Origin of the sequence: Citrobacter sp. wls714 (assembly GCF_005281025.1) — a bacterium.
In the GTDB taxonomy this organism is placed as follows: domain Bacteria; phylum Pseudomonadota; class Gammaproteobacteria; order Enterobacterales; family Enterobacteriaceae; genus Citrobacter; species Citrobacter werkmanii.
The window spans coordinates 37,563-60,616 of the sequence record NZ_SZWZ01000061.1; the positions used below are offsets into that span (position 1 = coordinate 37,563).

The window sequence follows — 23,054 nt, forward strand, 5'->3', positions numbered from 1 at the left end:
ATTTTGCATTTACATTCCTGTGATGGACTGCTGATATCGGCCACCCCACAGGAGATCCGCTATGAGCAGGACACCGGTTCTGGAGATGCGCAACATTGCCAAAGCGTTTGGCAAATTTTACGCGCTGAAAGGGGTCGATTTAACCGTCTGGCCGGGTGAGATTCATGCCCTGATGGGCGAGAATGGCGCGGGGAAAAGCACGCTGATGAAAATCCTCGCGGGCGCCTACACCGCCACCAGCGGCGAGATCCTGATTGATGGCCAGCCGTTCCACATTCGTGGGCCAAAAGATGCGCTCAGCGCGGGCATCACGCTGATTTACCAGGAGATGCAGCTGGCGCCCAACCTGACGGTGGCGGAAAATATCTTTCTTGGCAGCGAGCTGTCGCGCGGCGGTCTGGTCCAGCGTAAAGAGATGGTGCTGCAGTCGCAGAAAGTGATCGACCGACTCGGCGCCCAGTTTAAGGCCAGCGATCGCGTGATGACGTTGACCATCGCCGAACAGCAACAGGTAGAAATCGCCCGCGCTCTGCACCGTAACAGCCGCATTCTGGTGATGGATGAACCCACCGCCGCCCTCTCCTCACGTGAAACCCACCGCCTATTCGAACTGATCATGCGCCTGCGCGATGAAGGGATGGCGATTATTTACATCAGCCACCGCATGGCCGAAGTGTACGAACTTTCCGATCGCGTCAGCGTCCTGCGCGACGGGCAATACGTCGGTAGCCTGACCCGCGACAAGCTCAACGCCGCGGAGCTGGTGCGCATGATGGTGGGCCGTCCGCTAAGCGATCTGTTCAACAAAGAGCGCGATATTCCCTTAGGGAAAGCGCGCCTCAACGTCCACCACCTGACCGACGGCCATAAAGTCCAGCCGTGCAGCTTGTTGGTGCGCTCCGGGGAGATCGTCGGCCTCGCCGGGTTAGTTGGCGCCGGGCGCTCCGAACTGGCGCAGCTGATTTTTGGCGTGCGTAAAGCCATCGGCGGCATGATTGAAGTAGACGGTGAACCGGTGGTGATCCACTCCCCGCGCGAAGCGATTGATCACGGCATCGGCTTTCTGACCGAGAACCGCAAAGAACAGGGGCTGTTTTTAGAACTGGCGGCAGCAGAGAACATCACCATGGCGACGCTGGAACGCGATGCCAACTGGGGCATGCTCGATCGCAAAAAGGCGCAGGCCATTTCCGATGACGCTATCAAACTGCTCAACATTCGCGTGCCGCACGCGCAGGTACGCGCAGGTGGGCTGTCCGGCGGCAATCAGCAAAAATTATTGATCTCACGCTGGGTGGCGATCGGCCCACGCATTTTGATCCTCGATGAACCCACGCGCGGAGTAGACGTTGGCGCGAAAAGCGAGATCTACCGGATCATGAACGACATGGCGCGCAAAGGCGTGGCGATCCTGATGATCTCCAGCGAATTGCCGGAAGTCGTTGGCATGAGCGATCGCGTGTACGTCATGCGCGAAGGCAGCATTGCCGGCGAGCTGAACGGACAAAGTATTACCCAGGAAAATATTATGACGCTGGCGACCGGCGTGAACGACTCCCATCATCAGGCGGTGCCCCATGAATAATCCAACCACTCCCCAGCAGGTGGCGAAATCCACCACCGCAAAAAAGATGCTGATGAGCGATCTGATGCAAACGGTCGGCATCTTACCGATTTTGATCCTGATTGTGGCGGTGTTTGGCTTTATTGCGCCCAATTTTTTCACCGAGAGCAACCTGCTGAATATTACCCGCCAGGCCTCGATCAATATCGTGCTGGCGGCTGGCATGACCTTTATCATTTTGACCGGCGGGATCGATCTCTCAGTTGGCTCGATTCTCGGCACCACCGCCGTAGCGGCGATGGTCGTTTCTCTTATTCCTGAGTTTGCCATGCTGTCGATTCCGGCGGCGCTGATGCTCGGCCTGGTGCTGGGGCTGTTTAACGGTGCGCTGGTGGCTTTTGCCGGGCTGCCGCCGTTTATCGTCACGCTTGGAACCTATACCGCGCTGCGCGGCGCGGCCTATCTGTTGGCCGATGGCACCACGGTGATTAACTCCAACATCAGCTTTGAATGGATCGGCAACAACTATCTCGGCCCGGTTCCGTGGCTGGTGGTCATTGCGCTGGCGGTGGTGGTGGTGTGCTGGTTTATTCTGCGCCGCACCACGCTCGGTGTTCATATCTACGCGGTCGGCGGCAACATGCAGGCCGCACGCTTAACCGGGATCAAAGTGTGGCTGGTGCTGCTGTTCGTCTACGGCATCAGCGGTTTGCTTTCAGGCCTGGGTGGGGTGATGAGCGCCTCGCGACTGTACAGCGCCAACGGCAACTTAGGTATGGGTTACGAGCTGGACGCCATCGCGGCGGTGATCCTCGGCGGCACCAGCTTCGTCGGCGGGATCGGCACCATCACCGGCACGCTGGTGGGGGCGCTGATCATCGCTACGCTCAACAACGGCATGACGCTGATGGGCGTCTCCTATTTCTGGCAACTGGTGATCAAAGGGGCGGTGATCATCATAGCGGTGCTGATCGACAAATACCGTACCCGACACCATCAAAGTGCATAGACAAGCTTGCCGGATGGCGGCGTAATCGCTTTGTCCGGCCGATAACAACAATACCCTACGTGAGGAAACGAGTATGCGTTTGAAGCCATTAGTGACCGCGCTCTGTGCTGGCGCACTGCTTGCTGCAGCTCCGTTTGTGCAGGCAAAAGAACTGAAATCGATCGGCGTTACGGTGGGCGACCTGGCGAACCCATTCTTCGTGCAAATAACCAAAGGCGCGGAGCTGGAGGCACGTAAACTGGCGGGTGATAGCGTCAAAGTGACGCTGGTCTCCAGCGGCTACGATCTGGGGCAACAGGTGTCGCAAATCGACAACTTTATTGCCGCCAAAGTCGACATGATTATCCTTAACGCCGCGGACTCCAAAGGCATCGGTCCGGCGGTAAAACGCGCGAAAGACGCCGGGATTGTGGTGGTGGCCGTTGACGTGGCGGCGGAAGGCGCAGACGCGACCATCACCTCCGATAACACTCAGGCGGGTGAAATGGCCTGCAAATACATTACCGACCGTCTGAAAGGGAAAGGCAACGTCGTCATCATCAACGGACCGCCGGTTTCCGCCGTCCAGAACCGTGTGGAAGGCTGCCAGACCGAGTTCAAACGCCATCCGGACATCAAGGTGCTGTCGTATAACCAAAACGCCAAAGGCAGCCGCGAGGGCGGGCTGGAGATCATGACCGCGCTGCTGGCGGCAAATCCGAAGATCGACGGTGTATTCGCCATTAACGATCCCACGGCGATCGGTGCCGATCTGGCGGCAAAACAGGCGCAGCGTAACGAATTCTTTATTGTCGGCGTCGACGGATCGCCAGACGGTGAAGAGGCGCTGAAGCGCGAAAACTCATTATTTGTGGCGACGCCGGCACAAGATCCGCAGGTGATGGCTGCCAAAGCGGTCGAAATCGGCTATGACATACTGCAGGGGAAACCCGCCCCAAAAGAGCCCGTGCTGATCCCGGTGACAATGATCGATAAAAACAACGTTGCCAATTATAAAGGTTGGACGGTGAAATAACCCGCCACAGCAACGTCGGATAGCGGCAAAAATGCCTTCTCCGGCCTACAAGATCGGTATGAATTTGTAGGCCGGAGAAGCGCAGCGCCATCCGGCATTATTCTAAGGAGAATTCTGCGATGAAACGCTCCGCAATAAACGAAATCCTTGGCCACACGCGCCAGTTTTTTTCTCTGCACGACGTGCACCTCCCCCCTTTCGCCAGTTTCCCGCCGACCCAATGGCGCAAGCTTGATGCTTCTGCCTGGAGCGAAGTTTTCGACCTTAAGCTCGGTTGGGATGTCACCGCCTTTGGCGGCAACAATTTCGCCGCGCAAGGGTTAACGCTGTTCACCCTGCGTAATGGCTCGCCGAAAGGTATGCCTTACGAGAAATGCTACGCCGAGAAAATCATGCATGTTCGCGAGGCGCAGGTCACGCCGATGCATTTTCACTGGCGCAAACGCGAAGACATTATCAATCGTGGCGGCGGTAATTTAATAGTGGAACTGTGGAATGCGGGGCTGCGGGAGCAAACGGAGGACAGCGACGTGAACGTGGTGATTGACGGCTGTCGGCAAACCCATGCCGCGGGCAGCCAACTGCGCCTGACGCCGGGTGAGAGCATCTGCCTGCCGCCGGGCCTGTATCACAGCTTCTGGGCGGAAAAAGGTTTTGGCGACGTGCTGGTTGGCGAGGTCTCATCTATTAATGACGACGACCACGATAACCATTTTCTGCAACCTATCACCCGCTATAACGACATTGAAGAAGATGAACCGGCGCAGCTGGTGCTGTGTAACGAATATCGCCTGTTCCGCTAACCAAGGAGCGCATTATGCCGTTGATATCTCTCGCCGATGGCCTCGCCCATGCCCGTGAGCACCGCTATGCATTAGGCGCATTTAACGTTCTGGACTCGCATTTCCTGCGCGCCCTGTTTGCCGCGGCTAAACAGGAACGTTCGCCGTTTATCATCAACATCGCCGAGGTGCATTTTAAATATATCTCGCTGGATTCTCTGGTCGAAGCGGTCAAATTCGAAGCCGCCAGGCACGACATTCCGGTGGTGCTGAACCTTGACCACGGCCTGCACTTTGAGTCAGTGGTGCGGGCGCTACGCTTAGGTTTCAGTTCAGTGATGTTCGATGGCTCCACGCTGGAGTATGAAGAAAATATCCGCCAGACCCGCGAAGTGGTGAAGATGTGTCATGCCGTCGGCGTCTCGGTGGAAGCCGAACTGGGTGCGGTGGGCGGTGATGAGGGCGGCGCGCTGTACGGTCATGCTGACGAGTCGTTGTTTACCGACCCAATGATGGCGCGTGATTTCGTCGACAGAACCGGGATTGACGCGCTGGCGGTCGCCATTGGCAATGCGCACGGCAAATATAAAGGCGAACCGGAACTCGACTTCCCGCGTCTGGACGCTATTCGCCAGCAGGCGGCGATCCCGCTGGTACTGCACGGCGGTTCAGGCATCAGCGATAACGATTTCAAGCGTGCAATTGAACTCGGTATTCACAAAATCAACTTCTACACCGGCATGTCGCAGGCGGCGCTGACAGCGGTAGAGTCGCGGATGGCCAATCGCCAGCCGCTGTACGACGAGTTTGCCGAACTGCTGCTGGCCATTGAAGAGGCCATTACCGATACCGTTTCTGAACAAATGCGCATTTTTGGCAGTGCGGGGCAGGTCTGATGGAACGCAAAGGCGTTATCGCCGCAGGCAACATGCTGGTCGATCATGTCCATCAAATTGTGCAGTGGCCGGAACGCGGCTGGCTGGCAGAAATCACTCGTAGCGAACGCGCCACGGGCGGTGCGCCGCTGAACGTGCTGCTGACGCTGGCAAAAATGCACACTGGGCTGCCGTTGCAGGCGGTGGGGTTAATCGGTCAGGACAGCGACGGCGACTACATCATGGCGATGCTGGAGCAGTATCACGTTAATCGCCAACATGTGCAGCGCACCACATTCGCCCCCACATCGATGTCGCAGGTGATGACCGATCCCAGCGGTCAGCGCACTTTTTTTCATTCGCCCGGTGCCAATCGACTACTGGATTTACCCGCCTTTGAGCAACTGGATACCTCGATGAAAATCTTCCATCTTGGCTATCTGCTGCTGCTCGACAGTCTGGACATGCCGGATGAGGAGTACGGGACGCGTAGCGCACGGCTGCTGGCGCAAATGCGCGACAACGGCTTTGAAACGTCGTTGGATCTGGTCTCGCGTAAGGGCGATCCGCGCTACCAACCACTGGTGATGCCGGCCCTGCGCCATCTCGACTATCTGGTGATTAACGAGCTGGAGGCCGGGGAGTTCAGCGGGCTGGAGATTCGCCAGCCCAACGGCGAGCTGCATATTCCCCATATCGCTACCGCCGCGCGCGAACTGCTGGATGCAGGCGTGCGCCAGCGGGTGGTGATCCACTGCCCGGAAGGTGCCTGGGGTGAAACGCCGGATCTGCCGGGCGTCTGGATACCGTCACAGTTACTGGCGCAAGAAGAGATTGTCGGCAGCGTCGGCGCAGGAGATGCGTTTTGCGCCGGATTTCTGTATGGCTGTCATGAGCGCTGGTCGCTGGCAGACAGCATCAGACTGGCGCACGCCTGTGCGCGGGCAAGCTTGCTGTGCGCTAACGCGATAGATGGCGCGAAAACGCTGGCAGAGTTAAAAGCGACTATGGCTGATGCCTGACGATCACGCCGCTTTATCGTGATGCTGCACATCGGCGGCAAACACATAGCCCAGCCCGCGCAGGGTTTTGATCAGCATTGGCTGGTGCGGGTTGTTCTCTATTTTGCGCCGCAGCCGCATGATTAACACGTCAATAGTGCGGTCAAACACCTCAACGCTGTCGCTGCGCGTCAGTTCCAGCAATTGCTCACGGCTGAGCACCCGACGAGCGTTTTGCGCCAGCGCCAGCAGCAGGCTGTATTCGCCCTGCGTCAGCTCCACCTTCAGTTGTTGAGGGTTATGTAACTGGCAACCGGCGGTATCCAGATGCCAGCCATTAAAGGAAAGTCCCGTGGTTTGCGGACTGCCGCTTTCAGGCGTCAACACGCCAACGCGTCTGAGCACCGCCTTTACCCGCGCCACCAGCACCCGCGCATTGAACGGTTTCCCGATATAGTCGTCAGCGCCCATTTCCAGTCCGACCACCACATCCGACTCGCTGCCTAAACCCGTCAGCATGACTACCGGTAATCCGGGCCTCATCTTTTGCACCTGCTGCAACACCATCAGACCGTTGATATCGGGCAACATCATGTCCAGCAATACCAGAGCGATATCCGGCTGAGTCTCAATGCAGCGCAGCGCCTCCTGTCCGCTATGGCACGCGCTCACTGCAAAGACGTGCTCGCTCAGCACGTCCTGTAATAGCGTGCAGACAGCCTCGTCATCATCCACAACCAGTATGGCTGGCTTCATTGTTTTTCCCCATTTCAGGCCAACTTAAATGAGTGTGATTGATTCTGCACAGAGTGACAGCGATAAGGCACAAGGTTGTGCGGGAAACATAACCTCGGTCACACTGCCGGACCGTCACGTATTGGAGATTCGTCACGTCAAATATGACGACAGCCTGTTTTTCGTCAGAGTTTTGACCAAAAATCGCCCGTAATATCGACTAATGCCCCTGAAAAAAACATGGCATAAAAGATGCATAAGCAAAGCGACAAGCGCGTATGCGCGATTTGATTAACTGGAGCGAGACCGATGAAAAAAGTCGTCACGGTTTGCCCATATTGCGCATCAGGTTGCAAAATCAACCTGGTGGTCGATAACGGCAAAATCGTCCGGGCTGAGGCGGCGCAGGGGAAAACCAACCAGGGTACCCTGTGTCTGAAGGGCTACTATGGCTGGGATTTTATTAATGATACCCAGATCCTGACCCCTCGCCTGAAAACCCCAATGATCCGTCGCCAGCGTGGCGGCAAACTGGAATCTGTTTCCTGGGATGAAGCGCTGAATTACGTCGCCGATCGCCTGAGCGCCATCAAAGCGAAGTACGGCCCGGACGCTATTCAGACGACCGGTTCATCTCGCGGTACAGGTAACGAAACCAACTATGTAATGCAAAAATTCGCGCGCGCCGTTATTGGTACCAATAACGTTGACTGCTGCGCTCGCGTCTGACACGGCCCTTCGGTTGCAGGTCTGCACCAATCGGTCGGTAACGGCGCAATGAGTAATGCTATCAATGAAATTGATAACACGGATTTAGTGTTCATCTTCGGGTATAACCCTGCGGATTCCCACCCGATCGTGGCGAATCACGTAATTAACGCTAAACGTAACGGGGCGAAAATTATCGTCTGCGATCCGCGCAAAATTGAAACCGCGCGTATTGCCGACATGCACATCGCGTTGAAAAACGGCTCGAACATCGCGCTGCTCAACGCCATGGGACATGTCATCATCGAAGAAAAACTGTACGACCAGGCGTTCGTCGCCTCCCGTACGGAAGGATTCGAAGAGTACAGCAAGATTGTCGAAGGCTATACGCCGGAGTCTGTCGAAGATATCACGGGCGTTAGCGCGCACGATATTCGTCAGGCTGCGCGTATGTACGCCACGGCGAAAAGCGCGGCAATTCTGTGGGGCATGGGTGTGACCCAGTTCTATCAGGGTGTGGAAACCGTGCGTTCACTGACCAGCCTCGCGATGCTGACCGGTAACCTTGGTAAGCCAAGCGTGGGCGTTAACCCGGTTCGTGGCCAGAACAACGTTCAGGGCGCATGCGACATGGGCGCGCTGCCGGATACCTATCCGGGCTATCAGTACGTTAAATTCCCGGAAAACCGCGAGAAGTTCGCTAAAGCCTGGGGCGTGGAAAGCCTGCCTGCACATACCGGCTATCGCATCAGCGAACTGCCGCACCGTGCGGCGCATGGCGAAGTGCGCGCGGCGTACATTATGGGTGAAGATCCATTACAGACCGATGCTGAGCTCTCCGCAGTGCGCAAAGGCTTTGAGGATCTGGAACTGGTCATCGTGCAGGATATCTTCATGACCAAAACCGCCGCTGCCGCAGACGTTATTTTACCGTCTACGTCATGGGGCGAGCATGAAGGCGTCTTCTCTGCGGCTGACCGTGGCTTCCAGCGCTTCTTTAAAGCCGTTGAGCCGAAGTGGGATCTGAAAACGGACTGGCAGATTATCAGTGAAATCGCCACCCGTATGGGCTACCCGATGCACTACAACAACACCCAGGAAATCTGGGATGAGTTGCGTCATCTGTGCCCGGATTTCTACGGCGCCACTTACGAGAAAATGGGCGAACTGGGTTATATCCAGTGGCCTTGCCGCGACACCTCAGATGCCGACCAGGGTACGTCTTACCTCTTCAAAGAGAAGTTTGACACCCCGAACGGCCTGGCGCAGTTCTTCACCTGCGACTGGGTAGCGCCAATCGACAAACTCACCCCAGAGTACCCGATGGTACTGTCGACGGTGCGTGAAGTCGGCCACTACTCTTGCCGTTCGATGACCGGTAACTGTGCGGCGCTGGCCGCGCTGGCGGATGAGCCGGGCTATGCCCAGATCAACACCGCTGACGCAGAACGTCTGGGTATCCAGGATGAAGAGCTGGTGTGGGTTAACTCGCGCAAAGGCCGGGTTATTACCCGCGCGGCAGTCAGCGATCGTCCAAACAAAGGTGCGATTTACATGACCTACCAGTGGTGGATTGGGGCATGTAATGAACTGGTAACCGAGAACTTAAGCCCGATTACCAAAACGCCAGAGTACAAATACTGTGCCGTTAACGTTGAACGCATTGCCGATCAGCGCGCTGCCGAGCAGTATGTTATTGATGAGTACACCAAGCTGAAAGCCAGCCTGCGCGAAAGCGCGCTGGGTTAGTCCGTTTACGTACCTGTTCTGCAACAGCCTCCGCCCGGAGGCTGTTTTTTTATCCATACGATCTCTTTATACTGTTCATTCCGTACCCTAAATAAAACTCAAAATGAAACAACTTCTTGCATTGATGTTCCTCGTGACATTCTTTGCCCATGCCAGTGATACTGAGCCAGGAAGCCAGTATCTTCAGGCAGCAGAGGCAGGTGACCGACGCGCGCAGTATTTCCTCGCCGATACCTGGTTCAGTTCCGGCGATTTAAGCAAAGCCGAATACTGGGCGCAAAAAGCCGCCGACAACGGTGATGCGGATGCATATGCTTTGTTAGCGCAGATTAAGATAACTAACCCGGTCAGTCTGGATTACCCTCAGGCCAAAACGCTGGCGGAAAAAGCGACGCAGGCGGGCAGTAAGGCTGGGGAAATTACGCTGGCGCGGATTCTGGTGAACACCCAGGCAGGCCGCACCGATTACCCCAAAGCCATTACCTTGCTGCAAAACGCCTCCGAGGATCTGGAGAATGACTCCGCCGTCGACGCGCAAATGCTGCTCGGGCTGATTTACGCCAACGGCGTAGGCATTCCTGCTGACGATGAGAAAGCGACGTGGTATTTCAAGCGTAGTTCAGCCATTTCCCGCACCGGTTATTCCGAATACTGGGCCGGGATGATGTTCTTAAACGGTGAGCAGGGTTTTATCGAGAAGAATAAACAGAAAGCGCTGCACTGGTTGAATCTGAGCTGTATGGAAGGATTCGATACCGGCTGCGAAGAGTTTGATAAGTTAACCAACGGCTAATGGTTTGCATTGCCGGATGGCGGCGCAAGCGCCATCCGGCAATCTGTCATTAATTACTGATTAGCGGTCTTATCAAATTTACCCAGCACGTCGCGCTCATAGGCCAGCGCTTTCTTGCGGTCAAATTTATGTTCCCACTTGGCGATAACCAGCACGGCCAGCGCATTACCCACCACGTTCAGCGCAGTACGCGCCATATCGAGGATACGGTCAACACCGGCAATAAACGCCAGACCTTCCAGCGGGATCCCAACGCTGCCGAGCGTTGCCAGCAACACCACAAACGATACGCCCGGCACGCCCGCAATCCCTTTTGAGGTCACCATCAGCGTAAGCACCAGCACGATTTCCTGCCACAGCGACAGATCGATACCGTACAACTGAGCAATAAAGATAGCGGCGATACTCTGGTACAGCGTTGAACCATCAAGGTTGAATGAGTAACCGGTCGGCACCACAAAGCTGGTGATTGACGCCGGTGCGCCGTAGGCTTCCATCTTCTCGATAATACGCGGCAGCACGCTCTCGGAACTCGCGGTCGAGTAGGCCAGAATCAGCTCGTCTTTCAGAATGCGGATCAGGATCCAGATGCTCAAGCCGCAGATACGCGCCACGATCCCCAACACCACCAGCGCGAAGAACAGGATGGCGAAATGCACCAACAGCACCAGCTTCGCCAGCGGCCACAGGGAGGCAAAACCGAAGTTCGCGACGGTAACAGCGATCAGCGCAAAAACGCCGACTGGCGCGTAACGCATAACCATATGCGTCACTTTAAACATGGTTTCGGAGATAGAGCGGAACACGGTAACCAGCGGCTCGCGGTGAGTTGCCGGCAGAGAAGACAGACCTAAACCGAACAGTACCGAGAAGAAGATAATTGGCAGCATGTCGCCTTTTGCCATCGACGCGACGATGTTGGTCGGCACCAGTGACAAAATCGTGCCCATTAGGCCATGCGCGTGGCTCTGCACTTCCGCGGTGGTGCTCTGATATTTCGAAATATCGACGGTTGCCAGTTGCGACATATCTACCCCGGTACCGGGCTGGAACACGTTCGCCAGCGTGATACCAAGGATAATCGCCACGGTGGTGATCACTTCGAAATAGATAATCGTTTTGGCGCCAATACGGCCCAACTGTTTGGCATCACCTACCCCGGCGATACCGACAATCAATGTAGAGATAACAATTGGTACGACGATCATTTTGATCAGGTGGATAAAGATATCGCCCGCCGGAGACAGCAGGTTTACAATCAGCCATTCACGGCTGTCACTATGGTAATGCAGGTAACTCCCTAGCAGAATGCCCAGCACCATAGCGATTAGAATCTGCCATGCCAGGCTGACTTTCAAATTTTTCATAACAACGGACTTCCTCGATGGAGCGCTATTCCACATGCAGCGCGTGGGAATAGTACATACTGAAAGGGTATGATTTGTGTTGCGTTCGTTTATGGAGTTTTTTAACGCTTATTATCATTATCATCTGCATGGCATTCAGCGCAACCCTCTGAGAACAGGGCCTTTCGCTGATTATTTGCATAAAAATGCAATTTTATCGGGGTAATGATGAATAACTTTTTGTTATAAAAGAATTTTAATATGATCAAAAATGAAGAAGTCAGGATATGAGTTTTTTTTGCTCGCTTGTTCGTTCGCCTGTTTTTTAAGCAGGCAAAATGATACAAATCACAAATAAAACAAATTTATTTTTGCCGATTCTGCAACAACTTCGCCATATTAATAGAGTCAATGAGCTGTGCCCGGTTCACCCTCGGCGAGTTTAAATCCATAACCTTTTGCCACACTGAAATAGCCTGGGCGTAGTCTGCCTGCATAAACGCATCGGAAGCTAACAGCATCAGCGCAGTGACCTCTGCCGGGTCAAGCGCCAGAGCCTTATCAATCATCTCGCGAGTGGGCGGCGTCATATGTTGTCCGGCCTGGTAATACAATACCGTTGCCATCGCTGAATAGATCTCAGCATTTTCACCGCCGACACGCAGCGCCTGTTCGTAGGCCAGCAGCGCATTATGATACGCGTTTTGCCACAGATAGTACTCACCCAGTTGCGCCCATTTCACGGCGTCCTGTGGATTAGCGCGAATTTGCGATTGCAGAGATAGCAGCCGTTTTTCCTGAATATTTTCATCAGAAAAAGCATGTAAGGGGTCTGCCAGACGCGCCTGCTCCTGACGTGCCGCCTGCCATTTTGGCGTTAACAGGTAACCGCCGATGCAGGCCACAACCATCAGCCCCACCGCAACAGCCAGCCGCTTCACGGGCATTGGACGTAACGGCGCAGTGGAATGTTCGGCCTGGCTCATTGTTCATCCTCCTGCGCACGCTGACGCTTTCTCACCCGCCAGACCACCACGCCCAACAGCAATAACAGCAGGCACGGCAGCGCCCACAATAGCAGCGTTTGCTCATTCAGCGGCGGGTTGTAGCGCACGAAATCACCATAGCGGTCGGTCATCCAGGCGGTGATTTCCGCTTCGCTTTTACCTTCGGCAACCATGCTGTAAACCTGATGGCGCATACTGACCGCCACGGGCGCATTGGATTCCAGCAAGTTCTGGTTCTGACACTGCGGACAGCGCAGCTGACTGGCAATAGACAGCGCTTTCTCCTGCTGCTGCGGGTTGGCAAACGTCCATGTGTCCACCACCTGGGCATGGGTGGCAAAAGGCAGAAAAATCAGTAAAGCCAAAAGTAACATCGTTTTGCCGGATGGCGGCGTGAACGCCTTATCCGGCCTACCCTGCTTTTCACTCGTAGGCCTGATAAGCGCAGCGCCATCAGGCAATAACTCAGGATGCTTCCTCCCTCGCCATGCGCTCAGCAACGCGCCAAACACCATCAACAATCCCCCTCCCCAGATCCAGCGCACGCCAGTCTGCACGTATAAGCGCATGGCGTAACGGTCCGGTCCGGTTTTTTCTCCCATCACTGCGTACCAGTCATGCATCAGATTCCAGCGGATACCCGGCTCCATCATCTGTTGACGACGCGCGGCATAGAAGCGCCTTTCAGGCTGCAGGCTACCGATACTCTGCTCATTTTGCCACAACGTGATCAGCGCTTTTTCACTGGTGTAGTTACCTTTGGCTTCCAGGTCGAGACGCTCAAAACGGAAAATGTAGCCCGCCAGATCCACCTGCTGCCCGGGGCTCAGATTCAGGCTTATCTCCTGACGACTACCGCTGGAAAAGACGATCCCTGCCGCAAACACCAGTACCCCGGCATGCGCCAGCAGTGCGGGAAGCTGACAACGCAAAGAGACTTTGCGGCTTCTGATTGTCGCCAGTACGATAACCAACAGCATCAGCAGGCCAAAGGGCAGCGTGGCGCGGTTAAAGTACGGTGCGCCCACGGAGAGCCTCCCCCAGCCAAACAACCCGTAAATCATCGGATAGAGGGTGCCAATCAGCACAATCAGCAGCACCGCGCAAAAAAGTAATAGCGCGACCAGAATCAGCATCTCGCGCGACCAGCCGCCAAAACGCGCACTCTGGCGGACTTGCTGGCCTCGCCAGGCGTACAACCCCAGCGACGCCAGGCTCAATACGCTAAACAGCGCAAACAGCGGCGCGGCGCGCACGTTATCCAGCGCAAAGGCATGTACCGAAACAAGAATGCCGGAACGCACAATCAGCGTCCCCAGCAGCGATAAGATCAGCGTGACAATCGCCAGCAGCAGCGACCAGTGGCGGAAGATCCCACTCTGACGCGTGACATACAGGCTATGCAGCAGCGCGCTGGCGGAGAGCCAGGGTAATAAGGAGGCATTTTCGACCGGGTCCCAGAACCACCAGCCGCCCCAGCCCAGCTCGCAGTAGGCCCACCAGGAGCCGAGGATTATCCCCAGCGTCAGCGCACACCAGCCGGGCAGCGCCCAGCGCCAGCACACCCAGGCGCTCTGCGCGTTAAAGTCACCGCGCAGCAGTGAGGCCAGCGCCACGCCCGCGGCTACCATCAAACCACCGTAACCCAGGTACAGCAGCGGCGGGTGGAGGATTAACCCAAGATGTTGCAGCATCGGGTTAAGGTCTCGTCCTTCTATAGCAGGCGGAAAAATACGTGCGAATGGATCGGACCAGACCACCACAAACAGCAGCAACAGCGCCGTCACCATTGACAGGACGCTGAGCGTCAGCGGAAACAGTGGGTCAGAATCACGCCGATAGCAAAGAGCGAACAGCGCGCTCCAGCCGGAAAGAAACAGCACCCACAACAGCAGCGACCCTTCATGACCGCCCCACACCGCCGCCAGTTTTAATCCCCACGGCAGCAGGCTGTAGCTGTGCTGAGCAACATAGACCACCGAAAAGTCGCTGGTCAGAAAGCAGAATACCAGAATGGCAAAAGCCAGCAGCAGCAGCGCAAACTGCGCCCATACGCCCACGCTTGCCAGGCGCATCACGCCCTGCCAGCGCTGGCGGATACCCACCAACACGGCAAGTGGGGTCAACACGTTGACCCCGAGGCTTAATAACAGTGCCAGAAAACCGGCTTCAGGAAGGAGAACGTCCAGATATCACCTTACGCAACGGTTAGCTGACCCGCATAGAGAATGAAAAAGCGCAGCAGCAGTACGCCGGTCAGGCTGGCGCCGCATACTGCCAGCACGCCATGAAACGTCGAACTGCGGTTGGCCCAGGGTTTTAGCAGCATCGGCAGTATCAGCCCAAGCCCAGCCACGCCAAGCCAGAACCACCAGGTCCAGAATCCGCCGCCCAGTGCCGCCGCCAGCGCGCGCATTTTGCCGTCATCGCCCAGCGCCAGGCCGACGAAGAACGCCGCAAGCAGGAAGATCTCCAGCCATACCACCGGGACCTCCATGCGATGCACAAAGTGCGCTTCAGTGCTGTGCGGGTTGCTACGATGGCGTAACGCCATGGCGATCAGCGCCACCGCCGCGCCGGAGGAAATCCCGGAGAACAGGAATAGTACCGGCAGAATCGGGTTATTCAGGAACGGGTAGGACTTCAGCGCCGACAGTAGAAACCCGGTGTACGCCCCGAGCAGGACCGCCAGCACCAGCATTAACGTCTCCAGCGCACGGTGGAACGGCGTTATCAACGTCAACGCTTTCTGCACGATCCCTAACCGCGGCAGCCAGCGTTGTTGCAGGGCAATCACCTCTTTTTCAAAGATTTTTGCCAGCCACAGCACCAGTACCACCATATACAACTGGAACAGCATGACCCCCATCGACATCACCGAAGTGAAGCTGTAGTGGAACATCAGTTTCCAGAAGGTCCACGGCCGCGTCAGGTGGAATACCAGAATCAGCAAACCGAAGATAATCGCCCCCGGCCCTAACACCAGCGTAGTGCGCAGCAGCGTGCTGTCCGAACCGCCCGCCTCCGGATGGAAGCGGCGCAGCAGAATCGCCAACGTCACCAGTCCGGCGGAGATGCCAATCAGGAACAGATAGATGGCGATGGGCCAGTCCCACACCAGTGATTCAAAATGAAATGCAGAAGCGGGTGTCATTGGCTCACCTCCCCATATTTAAAGGGAACGCGGTAGACCTTCGGTTTTGTGCCCAGCGCCAGCTTGTAACGGTAGGTGGTTTTCTGCTGCAACAAACGGGAGATATCGCTGTTGGGATCGTCCAGATTACCAAACGTCAGCGCCTTCGTCGGACATGACTCAACGCAGGCGGGCTGTTTGCCCGCTTTCAGGTTAGTTTTCCGGCAGAAATCGCATTTATCCGCCGTTTTGCTCACCGGATGGATAAAGCGCACGCGATAAGGACACGCGGCGATGCAGTACTGACAGCCAACGCAAAGGTCAGGGTTCACATCCACAATGCCGTTGGCGGCATCGCGATACGATGCCCCTGTCGGGCAGACGTCAACGCAGGGGGCATGGTCACAATGCTGGCACGAGTGGCGGAAAAAGCGATACTTCACATCAGGAAACGTCCCCTGCGGCTCGCTGCGAATAATCGTCAGGCGCGATACGCCGTCCGGCACGTTGTTGACTTCCCGACAAGCATCCATGCAGGCCGTACAGCCGATGCATAATGACTCATCGTGTACCATACCGTAACGCACGCCGTTGATGTTCAACGTCTTCGCCACAACGCGCCCCGCCGTCCCGCTCACTGCCACCAGCGCGCCGACGCCGGTGATAAACTGGCGACGAGAGCAACTCATGGATGCTCCTTAAGCAACGGAACCGACGCCGGGTTAAAGTTCGGATTGTTACGCTGATCGCTGTGGCAATCGACGCAAATCTTGATCCGTCCTTTATCGCTTAGCGTCTGCATCGTGTCTTGCTTCGGATGCAGTGAGTGACAGCTGGCGCACGCCACTTTTGTGACGTGGACATCGTGCGGCCAGAACGCTTTTTGCAACTGCTCAGGCAGGTGACAGGACATACAGACGCTGTTCTGCTGCTCCACGTTGTACATTGGCTCATTAAAGCGCATCACATCCTTCACCCCTTCGCGGTGGTTCGGTGACGGCTGGCCGTGACAGTTAGTGCAGGTGACCGGCAGTTTGTTGTTCGGGTTAATGACTTCCGCATGTTTACCATGCATACCTTCGGTATCCGGCTTGTGACAATCCAGACAGGCAGCATCCGGATTACGCTGCTGAGTAACCGTCCAGCGTTGATCCGACTCCTGCGGCGTTGGCGTGGCAGTGACTCCACTCAGGCTCCAGAACAGGCCTGACGCCAGCACCCCAGCAGTTAATAACGAACGTAATACGCTCATATTCACTCCGTTGAGTTATCCGCCCCTTACGGGGCGGAATGGGGTTATTGGCTTAACAGACCGTTTTTACGCGCCTGCTCTTCCCACTGCGGAATCACCGTTTTGATGAAGTCCTGCTTCTCAGCATTAATTTGCTGCATGTTCAGACCAATCGCCGCCTGGGCTTTCTCTTTGGTAGAGATATCCGGTAACGGGATTTCATGCGTGATACCTTTGGTCGCCAGCAGACGAACCAGTTTGGTACGTGCGTCGGCGGCTTTATCCATTGCGCTACCCAGCATCCGCAGACCTTCTTCCGGCGCGTGCATATGGATGCCGTGTGAGGCGATAGACAGATCCCAGCGCCATTGCGCGTGACGGATATCTTCCAGAATCGGCTTCATTTCCGCTTCGGTCGCACCCGCATCCCATGCGGCTTTCGCTTCGAAATGCGCATGTACCAGTTGATCTTCAACCTTGATTTTCAGGTCATGAATGGCCTGTTTACGCTCGGCGACCACTTTTTGCAGGGACGCTTTGTCCTGGGTGTGGCAGTTCGCACAGGTTTGGGCGAAGTTATCGAACGGGTTGCCAATCTTGTGATCGGTATAGATCTTACCTTCCGCGTTTTGCACTTTCGGCATGTGGCAGTCAATACAGGTCACGTTGTTCTTACCGTGAATGCCCGCGCTCCAGGTCTCATATTCCGGGTGCTGCGCTTTCAGCATCGGGGTTTTGGACAGAGAGTTAGTCCAGTCAGAGAAGGCGATGGTGTCGTAGTATTTCTCCATGTTCTCGACTTTCATGCCCTCATCCCACGGGAACTTAACGGCTTTGTTCTTACCGTCGAAGTAGTACTCCACGTGGCACTGGCCGCAGACCATGGATTGCTGATCAAAGCGACCAGCTTTCTCAAATGGTTTGCCGATGGCTTCCATCGCGCGCTCAGCGTAAGGACGCGACAGTGTCAGTTCTGGCTTGCCTTTGGCGAAGTCCGGCGACGCGGTGTTATGGCAATCGGCACAACCGAGGTTGTTAACAATTTCCGGACCGCCGCGCGCCCATTTACCGTGGAAGTAACCATCTTCACCGTCTTTCTGGATCAGACGCGCCACATCCGGGCTTTTGCAGCTCCAGCAGGCCATCGGCAGCGGGCCGTCTTCGGCCGTTTTTGGTGCGCCGGTACGTAAAGTTTCACGTACATCGGTCACCGCATACGCGTGCCCGCGCGGTTTGTTGTAATCGCGCGAGAATGGATATCCCGCCCACAGGATCACCAGACGCGGATCTTCTGCCAGCGCATCTTCACGGGCTGATTGCTCAGACGTGGCTTTCCAGGAGAGATATTGATCGGGATGCTGAGGGGCGAAGGTTTCATTCTTCGCTTCAACGGTGACGGTCTTTGCGGGTACAGGAGTTTGTTCAGCGTGAACAGCAGAGATAAATAATAAAGGTAATAACAGGCTGAAGAAACGGCGTACGCGTGATTTTGTCCTTGCCATAGGGGTCTCATCCAGATGACGCCATTATCTGCAATGGCGGTTCTTTTATTGTTTTCCATAACAGCAACCACACGAATACTGTCATGACATTGCTCCCCCCAATTTGTAACAAGAAACCACACTGAAAATGTTGTCTTTAATCAATTGTAAGTGTATGTAAAATACCACTTTAGAGTTAGTTACCCCCTCAAACCCCTCACTCTTTTGTTTAATTCTGAGGCAGATCACCTTTTCAACAATTCTCAGATAACCTCATGTTATCGCGAGAATTAATCAATTTTTGCTAGTTCTCTTCAAAATTCAGTTTGTCGCTAATTTGCACAATTCGTTTATTGCGTGATCTGCCGCCCAAATACTAAACAAAACTCGCAAAGCCCCTACATTTAACGTTTATGCGACATATTATTAACATCCTACAAGGAGAACAAAAGCCATGAGCCAAATACATAAACACGCTATTCCCGCAAACATTGCGGATCGTTGCCTGATAAATCCGGAGCAGTACGAAGCGAAGTACCAGCAGTCTGTTAACGAACCCGACACATTTTGGGGCGAGCAGGGAAAAATTCTTGATTGGATCAAGCCGTACAGCCAGGTGAAGAACACCTCGTTTGCGCCAGGCAACGTCTCTATTAAATGGTATGAAGATGGCACGTTAAACCTGGCAGCGAACTGCCTTGACCGTCACCTGCAGGCAAATGGCGATCGTACCGCCATCATCTGGGAAGGCGACGACGCCAGCCAAAGCAAATATATTACCTACCGCGAACTGCATCGCGATGTCTGTCGTTTTGCCAATACGTTACTGGATTTAGGCATTAAAAAAGGTGATGTAGTGGCAATTTATATGCCGATGGTGCCGGAAGCTGCGGTCGCCATGCTGGCCTGTGCCCGTATTGGCGCGGTGCATTCGGTCATCTTCGGTGGTTTCTCACCGGAAGCCGTCGCCGGACGTATTATCGACTCTAATTCACGCCTGGTGATCACTGCCGATGAAGGCGTACGCGCCGGACGCGCTATCCCGTTGAAAAAGAACGTCGATGATGCGCTGAAAAACCCGAATGTGAAAAGCGTCGAACACGTTATCGTTCTCAAACGTACCGGTGGAAAAACAGAATGGCAGGAAGGTCGTGACCTGTGGTGGTCCGATCTTATCGAGAAAGCCAGCCCGGAACATCAGCCGGAAGAGATGAACGCCGAAGATCCGCTGTTTATCCTGTATACCTCCGGGTCAACCGGCAAGCCGAAGGGCGTGCTGCACACCACCGGCGGATATCTGGTCTACGCCGCAACCACCTTTAAGTACGTGTTTGACTACCATCAGGGCGATATCTATTGGTGTACCGCTGACGTGGGTTGGGTAACCGGGCACAGCTACCTTCTGTACGGTCCACTGGCCTGCGGCGCAACCACGCTGATGTTCGAAGGCGTGCCCAACTGGCCTACCCCGGCACGTATGTCGCAGGTTGTAGACAAGCACCAGGTCAATATTCTGTATACCGCGCCGACCGCCATCCGCGCTCTGATGGCCGAAGGCGATAAAGCGATTGAAGGTACTGACCGTTCGTCGCTGCGCATTTTGGGTTCCGTTGGCGAGCCAATCAACCCGGAAGCGTGGGAATGGTACTGGAAGAAGATCGGCAACGAAAAATGTCCGGTCGTCGATACCTGGTGGCAGACCGAAACCGGTGGATTCATGATCACCCCGCTGCCGGGCGCCACTGAGCTGAAAGCCGGTTCCGCAACCCGTCCGTTCTTTGGCGTGCAGCCTGCTATTGTCGATAACGAGGGTAATCCGCTGGAAGGCGCAACCGAAGGCAACCTGGTCATTACCGACTCGTGGCCGGGCCAGGCGAGAACGCTGTTTGGCGATCATGAACGTTTTGAACAGACCTATTTCTCCACCTTCAAGAATATGTACTTCAGCGGCGACGGCGCACGCCGTGATGAAGATGGTTATTACTGGATCACCGGACGCGTGGACGATGTGCTGAACGTCTCTGGCCACCGTCTGGGCACGGCAGAAATCGAATCGGCGCTGGTGTCGCATCCGAAGATTGCCGAAGCCGCGGTGGTCGGTATTCCGCATAATATTAAAGGCCAGGCGATCTACGCCTACGTCACGCTGAATCACGGTGAAGAGCCGTCGCCTGAGTTGTATGCAGAAGTTCGCAACTGGGTACGCAAAGAAATTGGCCCGCTGGCAACGCCAGATGTGCTGCACTGGACCGATTCACTGCCGAAAACCCGCTCCGGCAAAATTATGCGCCGCATTCTGCGCAAAATCGCGGCAGGCGATACCAGCAATCTGGGCGATACCTCAACCCTCGCCGATCCAGGCGTCGTTGAGAAACTGCTCGAAGAGAAGCAGGCCATCGCGATGCCATCATAACCATAACCGTGAAATGCCCGATGGCGCGCTGCTTATCGGGCCTACAAATCCTATCCCTACCCCTCCCCTGAGCGGGAGGGAAATATAAAAACCCTCCCCCAAAGGATTTCGTGTTACAGGAAGGCGGCAAGCGAGCACATCCTCAGGAGCATAGTTCACTATGTGACTGGGGTGGGCGAGTGCGGCCAACGAACCTGTAGCGCGAAAGACGCAGGGGGACCTCTGGAGAGCTCTGTGATGAATGACAATATTTATCAGCGGATAGAAGACAGTGCGCGTTTCAGGGAGTTAGTTGAAAAACGGCAACGGTTTGCCACCATTCTGTCCATCATCATGCTGGCAGTTTACATCAGCTTTATTTTACTGATTGCCTTTGCGCCTGGTTGGCTGGGTACTCCGCTGCACGCGGGAACCAGCGTCACCCGGGGTATTCCGATTGGGGTCGGCGTGATCCTTATCTCCTTCATCCTGACCGGGATCTATATCTGGCGGGCAAACGGTGAATTCGATCGCCTGAACAATGCGGTTATGCACGAGGTTAAAGCATCATGAAGAGAGTCCTGACGGCGCTTGCCGCCACGCTGCCCTTCGCCGCAAACGCGGCGGATGCTATAAGCGGAGCAGTCCAACGCCAGCCAACCAACTGGCAGGCGATTATCATGTTCCTGATTTTCGTCATCTTTACGCTTGGTATTACCTACTGGGCGTCTAAGCGCGTACGTTCGCGCAATGACTATTACACCGCTGGCGGTAACATCACCGGTTTCCAGAACGGGCTGGCGATTGCGGGCGACTATATGTCTGCTGCATCGTTCCTCGGGATTTCCGCGCTGGTCTTTACCTCCGGTTATGACGGACTGATTTACTCGCTCGGCTTCCTGGTCGGCTGGCCGATTATCCTGTTCCTGATTGCTGAGCGTTTGCGTAACCTGGGTCGTTACACCTTTGCAGACGTTGCTTCCTATCGTCTGAAACAAGGCCCAATCCGTATACTGTCGGCCTGTGGTTCCCTGGTGGTAGTCGCGCTGTATCTGATCGCGCAGATGGTCGGCGCGGGTAAGCTGATTGAGCTGCTGTTTGGCCTGAACTACCACATTGCCGTCGTGCTGGTTGGCGTATTGATGATGATGTACGTCCTGTTTGGCGGCATGCTGGCGACCACCTGGGTACAGATCATCAAAGCCGTTCTGTTGCTGTTCGGCGCCAGCTTTATGGCCTTTATGGTGATGAAGCACGTCGGCTTTAGCTTCAACAACCTGTTCACCGAAGCGATGGCGGTACACCCGAAAGGTTCAGCCATTATGAGTCCGGGCGGGCTGGTGAAAGATCCGATCTCCGCGCTGTCGTTAGGTCTCGGCCTGATGTTTGGTACGGCGGGCTTGCCGCACATCCTGATGCGTTTCTTCACGGTCAGCGATGCCCGCGAAGCGCGTAAGAGCGTGTTCTATGCCACCGGTTTTATGGGTTATTTCTACATCCTGACCTTTATCATCGGCTTTGGCGCGATCATGCTGGTTGGTGCCAACCCTGTGTATAAAGACGCTGCTGGCGCGCTTATCGGCGGTAACAACATGGCGGCGGTACATCTGGCGAATGCGGTGGGCGGGAACCTGTTCCTCGGCTTCATCTCGGCAGTGGCGTTTGCCACCATTCTGGCAGTGGTTGCTGGTTTGACGCTGGCGGGGGCATCGGCAGTTTCTCACGACCTGTACGCCAACGTATTCCGCAAAGGCGCAACCGAGCGCGAAGAGCTGAAGGTATCGAAAATTACCGTACTGGTGCTGGGTGTGATTGCCATCGTGCTCGGCGTGCTGTTCGAAAACCAGAACATCGCCTTCATGGTGGGACTGGCATTTGCTATCGCAGCCAGCTGTAACTTCCCTATCATTCTGCTCTCCATGTACTGGTCAAAACTGACCACGCGTGGCGCAATGATGGGCGGCTGGTTAGGTCTGCTGACGGCCGTCGTGCTGATGGTGCTTGGCCCAACAATTTGGGTACAAATCCTGGGTCACGAAAAAGCCATTTTCCCGTATGAATATCCGGCGCTGTTCTCCATCAGCGTAGCGTTCCTCGGGATCTGGTTCTTCTCTGCTACCGATAACTCAGAAGAAGGTAACCGCGAACGCGAGCAGTTCCGTGCTCAGTTCATCCGTTCCCAGACCGGGTATGGCGTAGAACAAGGTCGCGCGCACTAATCTTCCCTCTCCTC

Annotated in this window: 19 protein-coding genes; 11 read left to right on the plus strand and 8 right to left on the minus strand. The window is 55.4% G+C overall.

The genetic code is table 11. The features are described 5' to 3' along the window. Nucleotides 1-61: 61 nt before the first annotated feature. The 6 genes from FDX11_RS12030 (at nucleotide 62) to FDX11_RS12055 (ending at nucleotide 6,267) form a co-directional block, all read left to right on the plus strand. On the plus strand, nucleotides 62-1,585 hold the full coding sequence (locus FDX11_RS12030) for a sugar ABC transporter ATP-binding protein (protein ID WP_042312939.1): 1,524 nt from the start codon (nucleotides 62-64) through the stop codon (nucleotides 1,583-1,585). Continuing rightward, nucleotides 1,578-2,573 (plus strand): ribose ABC transporter permease, encoded by a 996-nt coding sequence (locus FDX11_RS12035; RefSeq protein WP_038636347.1) that lies wholly within the window; start codon nucleotides 1,578-1,580, stop codon nucleotides 2,571-2,573. Before FDX11_RS12030 ends, FDX11_RS12035 begins: the two co-directional genes overlap by 8 nt. A 73-nt stretch (nucleotides 2,574-2,646) precedes the next feature. After that, nucleotides 2,647-3,588 (plus strand): ABC transporter substrate-binding protein, encoded by a 942-nt coding sequence (locus FDX11_RS12040; RefSeq protein ID WP_042312943.1) that lies wholly within the window; start codon nucleotides 2,647-2,649, stop codon nucleotides 3,586-3,588. A gap of 119 nt (nucleotides 3,589-3,707) precedes the next feature. Continuing rightward, nucleotides 3,708-4,391: a D-lyxose/D-mannose family sugar isomerase gene (locus tag FDX11_RS12045; RefSeq protein ID WP_042312945.1), complete on the plus strand. Its 684-nt coding sequence runs from the start codon at nucleotides 3,708-3,710 to the stop codon at nucleotides 4,389-4,391. Nucleotides 4,392-4,405: 14 nt separating this feature from the next. After that, nucleotides 4,406-5,266 (plus strand): ketose 1,6-bisphosphate aldolase, encoded by an 861-nt coding sequence (locus tag FDX11_RS12050; protein WP_137361133.1) that lies wholly within the window; start codon nucleotides 4,406-4,408, stop codon nucleotides 5,264-5,266. Continuing rightward, on the plus strand, nucleotides 5,263-6,267 hold the full coding sequence (locus FDX11_RS12055) for a carbohydrate kinase family protein (protein WP_137397974.1): 1,005 nt from the start codon (nucleotides 5,263-5,265) through the stop codon (nucleotides 6,265-6,267). Before FDX11_RS12050 ends, FDX11_RS12055 begins: the two co-directional genes overlap by 4 nt. A 3-nt stretch (nucleotides 6,268-6,270) precedes the next feature. Here FDX11_RS12055 and FDX11_RS12060 read toward each other — a convergent pair whose 3' ends face one another. Next, nucleotides 6,271-7,002, minus strand: a complete 732-nt coding sequence (locus FDX11_RS12060; RefSeq protein ID WP_042312951.1) for a response regulator — start codon at nucleotides 7,000-7,002, stop codon at nucleotides 6,271-6,273. 288 nt (nucleotides 7,003-7,290) lie between these two features. Between FDX11_RS12060 and fdhF the strand changes: the two genes are divergently transcribed. Together fdhF and yjcO are read left to right on the plus strand one after the other, a co-directional pair. Then, complete coding sequence (gene fdhF / locus FDX11_RS12065) at nucleotides 7,291-9,438, plus strand: formate dehydrogenase subunit alpha (RefSeq protein ID WP_137397975.1); 2,148 nt, start codon at nucleotides 7,291-7,293, stop codon at nucleotides 9,436-9,438. A 103-nt stretch (nucleotides 9,439-9,541) separates the two neighbouring features. Beyond that, nucleotides 9,542-10,231, plus strand: coding sequence for a Sel1 family TPR-like repeat protein YjcO (gene yjcO / locus FDX11_RS12070; RefSeq protein ID WP_079225656.1), 690 nt, complete (start codon nucleotides 9,542-9,544; stop codon nucleotides 10,229-10,231). A gap of 53 nt (nucleotides 10,232-10,284) precedes the next feature. Here the strand turns inward: yjcO and gltP are convergent, their stop codons facing one another. The 7 genes from gltP to nrfA form a co-directional block, all read right to left on the minus strand. Beyond that, the gene (gene gltP, locus FDX11_RS12075; protein ID WP_038636320.1) at nucleotides 10,285-11,598 is read right to left on the minus strand and encodes a glutamate/aspartate:proton symporter GltP; all 1,314 of its coding nucleotides are present in this window, start codon (nucleotides 11,596-11,598) and stop codon (nucleotides 10,285-10,287) included. Nucleotides 11,599-11,942: 344 nt separating this feature from the next. Then, the gene (gene nrfG, locus FDX11_RS12080) at nucleotides 11,943-12,563 is read right to left on the minus strand and encodes a heme lyase NrfEFG subunit NrfG (RefSeq protein ID WP_042312961.1); all 621 of its coding nucleotides are present in this window, start codon (nucleotides 12,561-12,563) and stop codon (nucleotides 11,943-11,945) included. Further along, nucleotides 12,560-14,773, minus strand: a complete 2,214-nt coding sequence (gene nrfF, locus FDX11_RS12085; RefSeq protein ID WP_137397976.1) for a heme lyase NrfEFG subunit NrfF — start codon at nucleotides 14,771-14,773, stop codon at nucleotides 12,560-12,562. Before nrfF ends, nrfG begins: the two co-directional genes overlap by 4 nt. A gap of 8 nt (nucleotides 14,774-14,781) precedes the next feature. Continuing rightward, on the minus strand, nucleotides 14,782-15,738 hold the full coding sequence (gene nrfD, locus FDX11_RS12090; protein ID WP_006688269.1) for a cytochrome c nitrite reductase subunit NrfD: 957 nt from the start codon (nucleotides 15,736-15,738) through the stop codon (nucleotides 14,782-14,784). Further along, nucleotides 15,735-16,406: a cytochrome c nitrite reductase Fe-S protein gene (gene nrfC / locus FDX11_RS12095; protein WP_137397977.1), complete on the minus strand. Its 672-nt coding sequence runs from the start codon at nucleotides 16,404-16,406 to the stop codon at nucleotides 15,735-15,737. Before nrfC ends, nrfD begins: the two co-directional genes overlap by 4 nt. After that, nucleotides 16,403-16,969, minus strand: a complete 567-nt coding sequence (nrfB, locus tag FDX11_RS12100; RefSeq protein WP_061382685.1) for a cytochrome c nitrite reductase pentaheme subunit — start codon at nucleotides 16,967-16,969, stop codon at nucleotides 16,403-16,405. Before nrfB ends, nrfC begins: the two co-directional genes overlap by 4 nt. A gap of 44 nt (nucleotides 16,970-17,013) precedes the next feature. After that, nucleotides 17,014-18,450, minus strand: a complete 1,437-nt coding sequence (gene nrfA / locus FDX11_RS12105) for an ammonia-forming nitrite reductase cytochrome c552 subunit (RefSeq protein ID WP_038636304.1) — start codon at nucleotides 18,448-18,450, stop codon at nucleotides 17,014-17,016. A 433-nt stretch (nucleotides 18,451-18,883) separates the two neighbouring features. Here nrfA and acs point away from each other — a divergent pair, with 433 nt between their 5' ends. From acs to actP, 3 genes are all read left to right on the plus strand, one after another. Beyond that, the gene (gene acs, locus FDX11_RS12110) at nucleotides 18,884-20,842 is read left to right on the plus strand and encodes an acetate--CoA ligase (RefSeq protein ID WP_137397978.1); all 1,959 of its coding nucleotides are present in this window, start codon (nucleotides 18,884-18,886) and stop codon (nucleotides 20,840-20,842) included. Nucleotides 20,843-21,079: 237 nt separating this feature from the next. Then, nucleotides 21,080-21,394: a DUF485 domain-containing protein gene (locus FDX11_RS12115; RefSeq protein WP_061382686.1), complete on the plus strand. Its 315-nt coding sequence runs from the start codon at nucleotides 21,080-21,082 to the stop codon at nucleotides 21,392-21,394. Beyond that, on the plus strand, nucleotides 21,391-23,040 hold the full coding sequence (actP, locus tag FDX11_RS12120) for a cation/acetate symporter ActP (RefSeq protein WP_042312968.1): 1,650 nt from the start codon (nucleotides 21,391-21,393) through the stop codon (nucleotides 23,038-23,040). The genes FDX11_RS12115 and actP overlap by 4 nt, the downstream gene beginning before the upstream one ends. The last annotated feature ends 14 nt before the right edge of the window (nucleotides 23,041-23,054 follow it).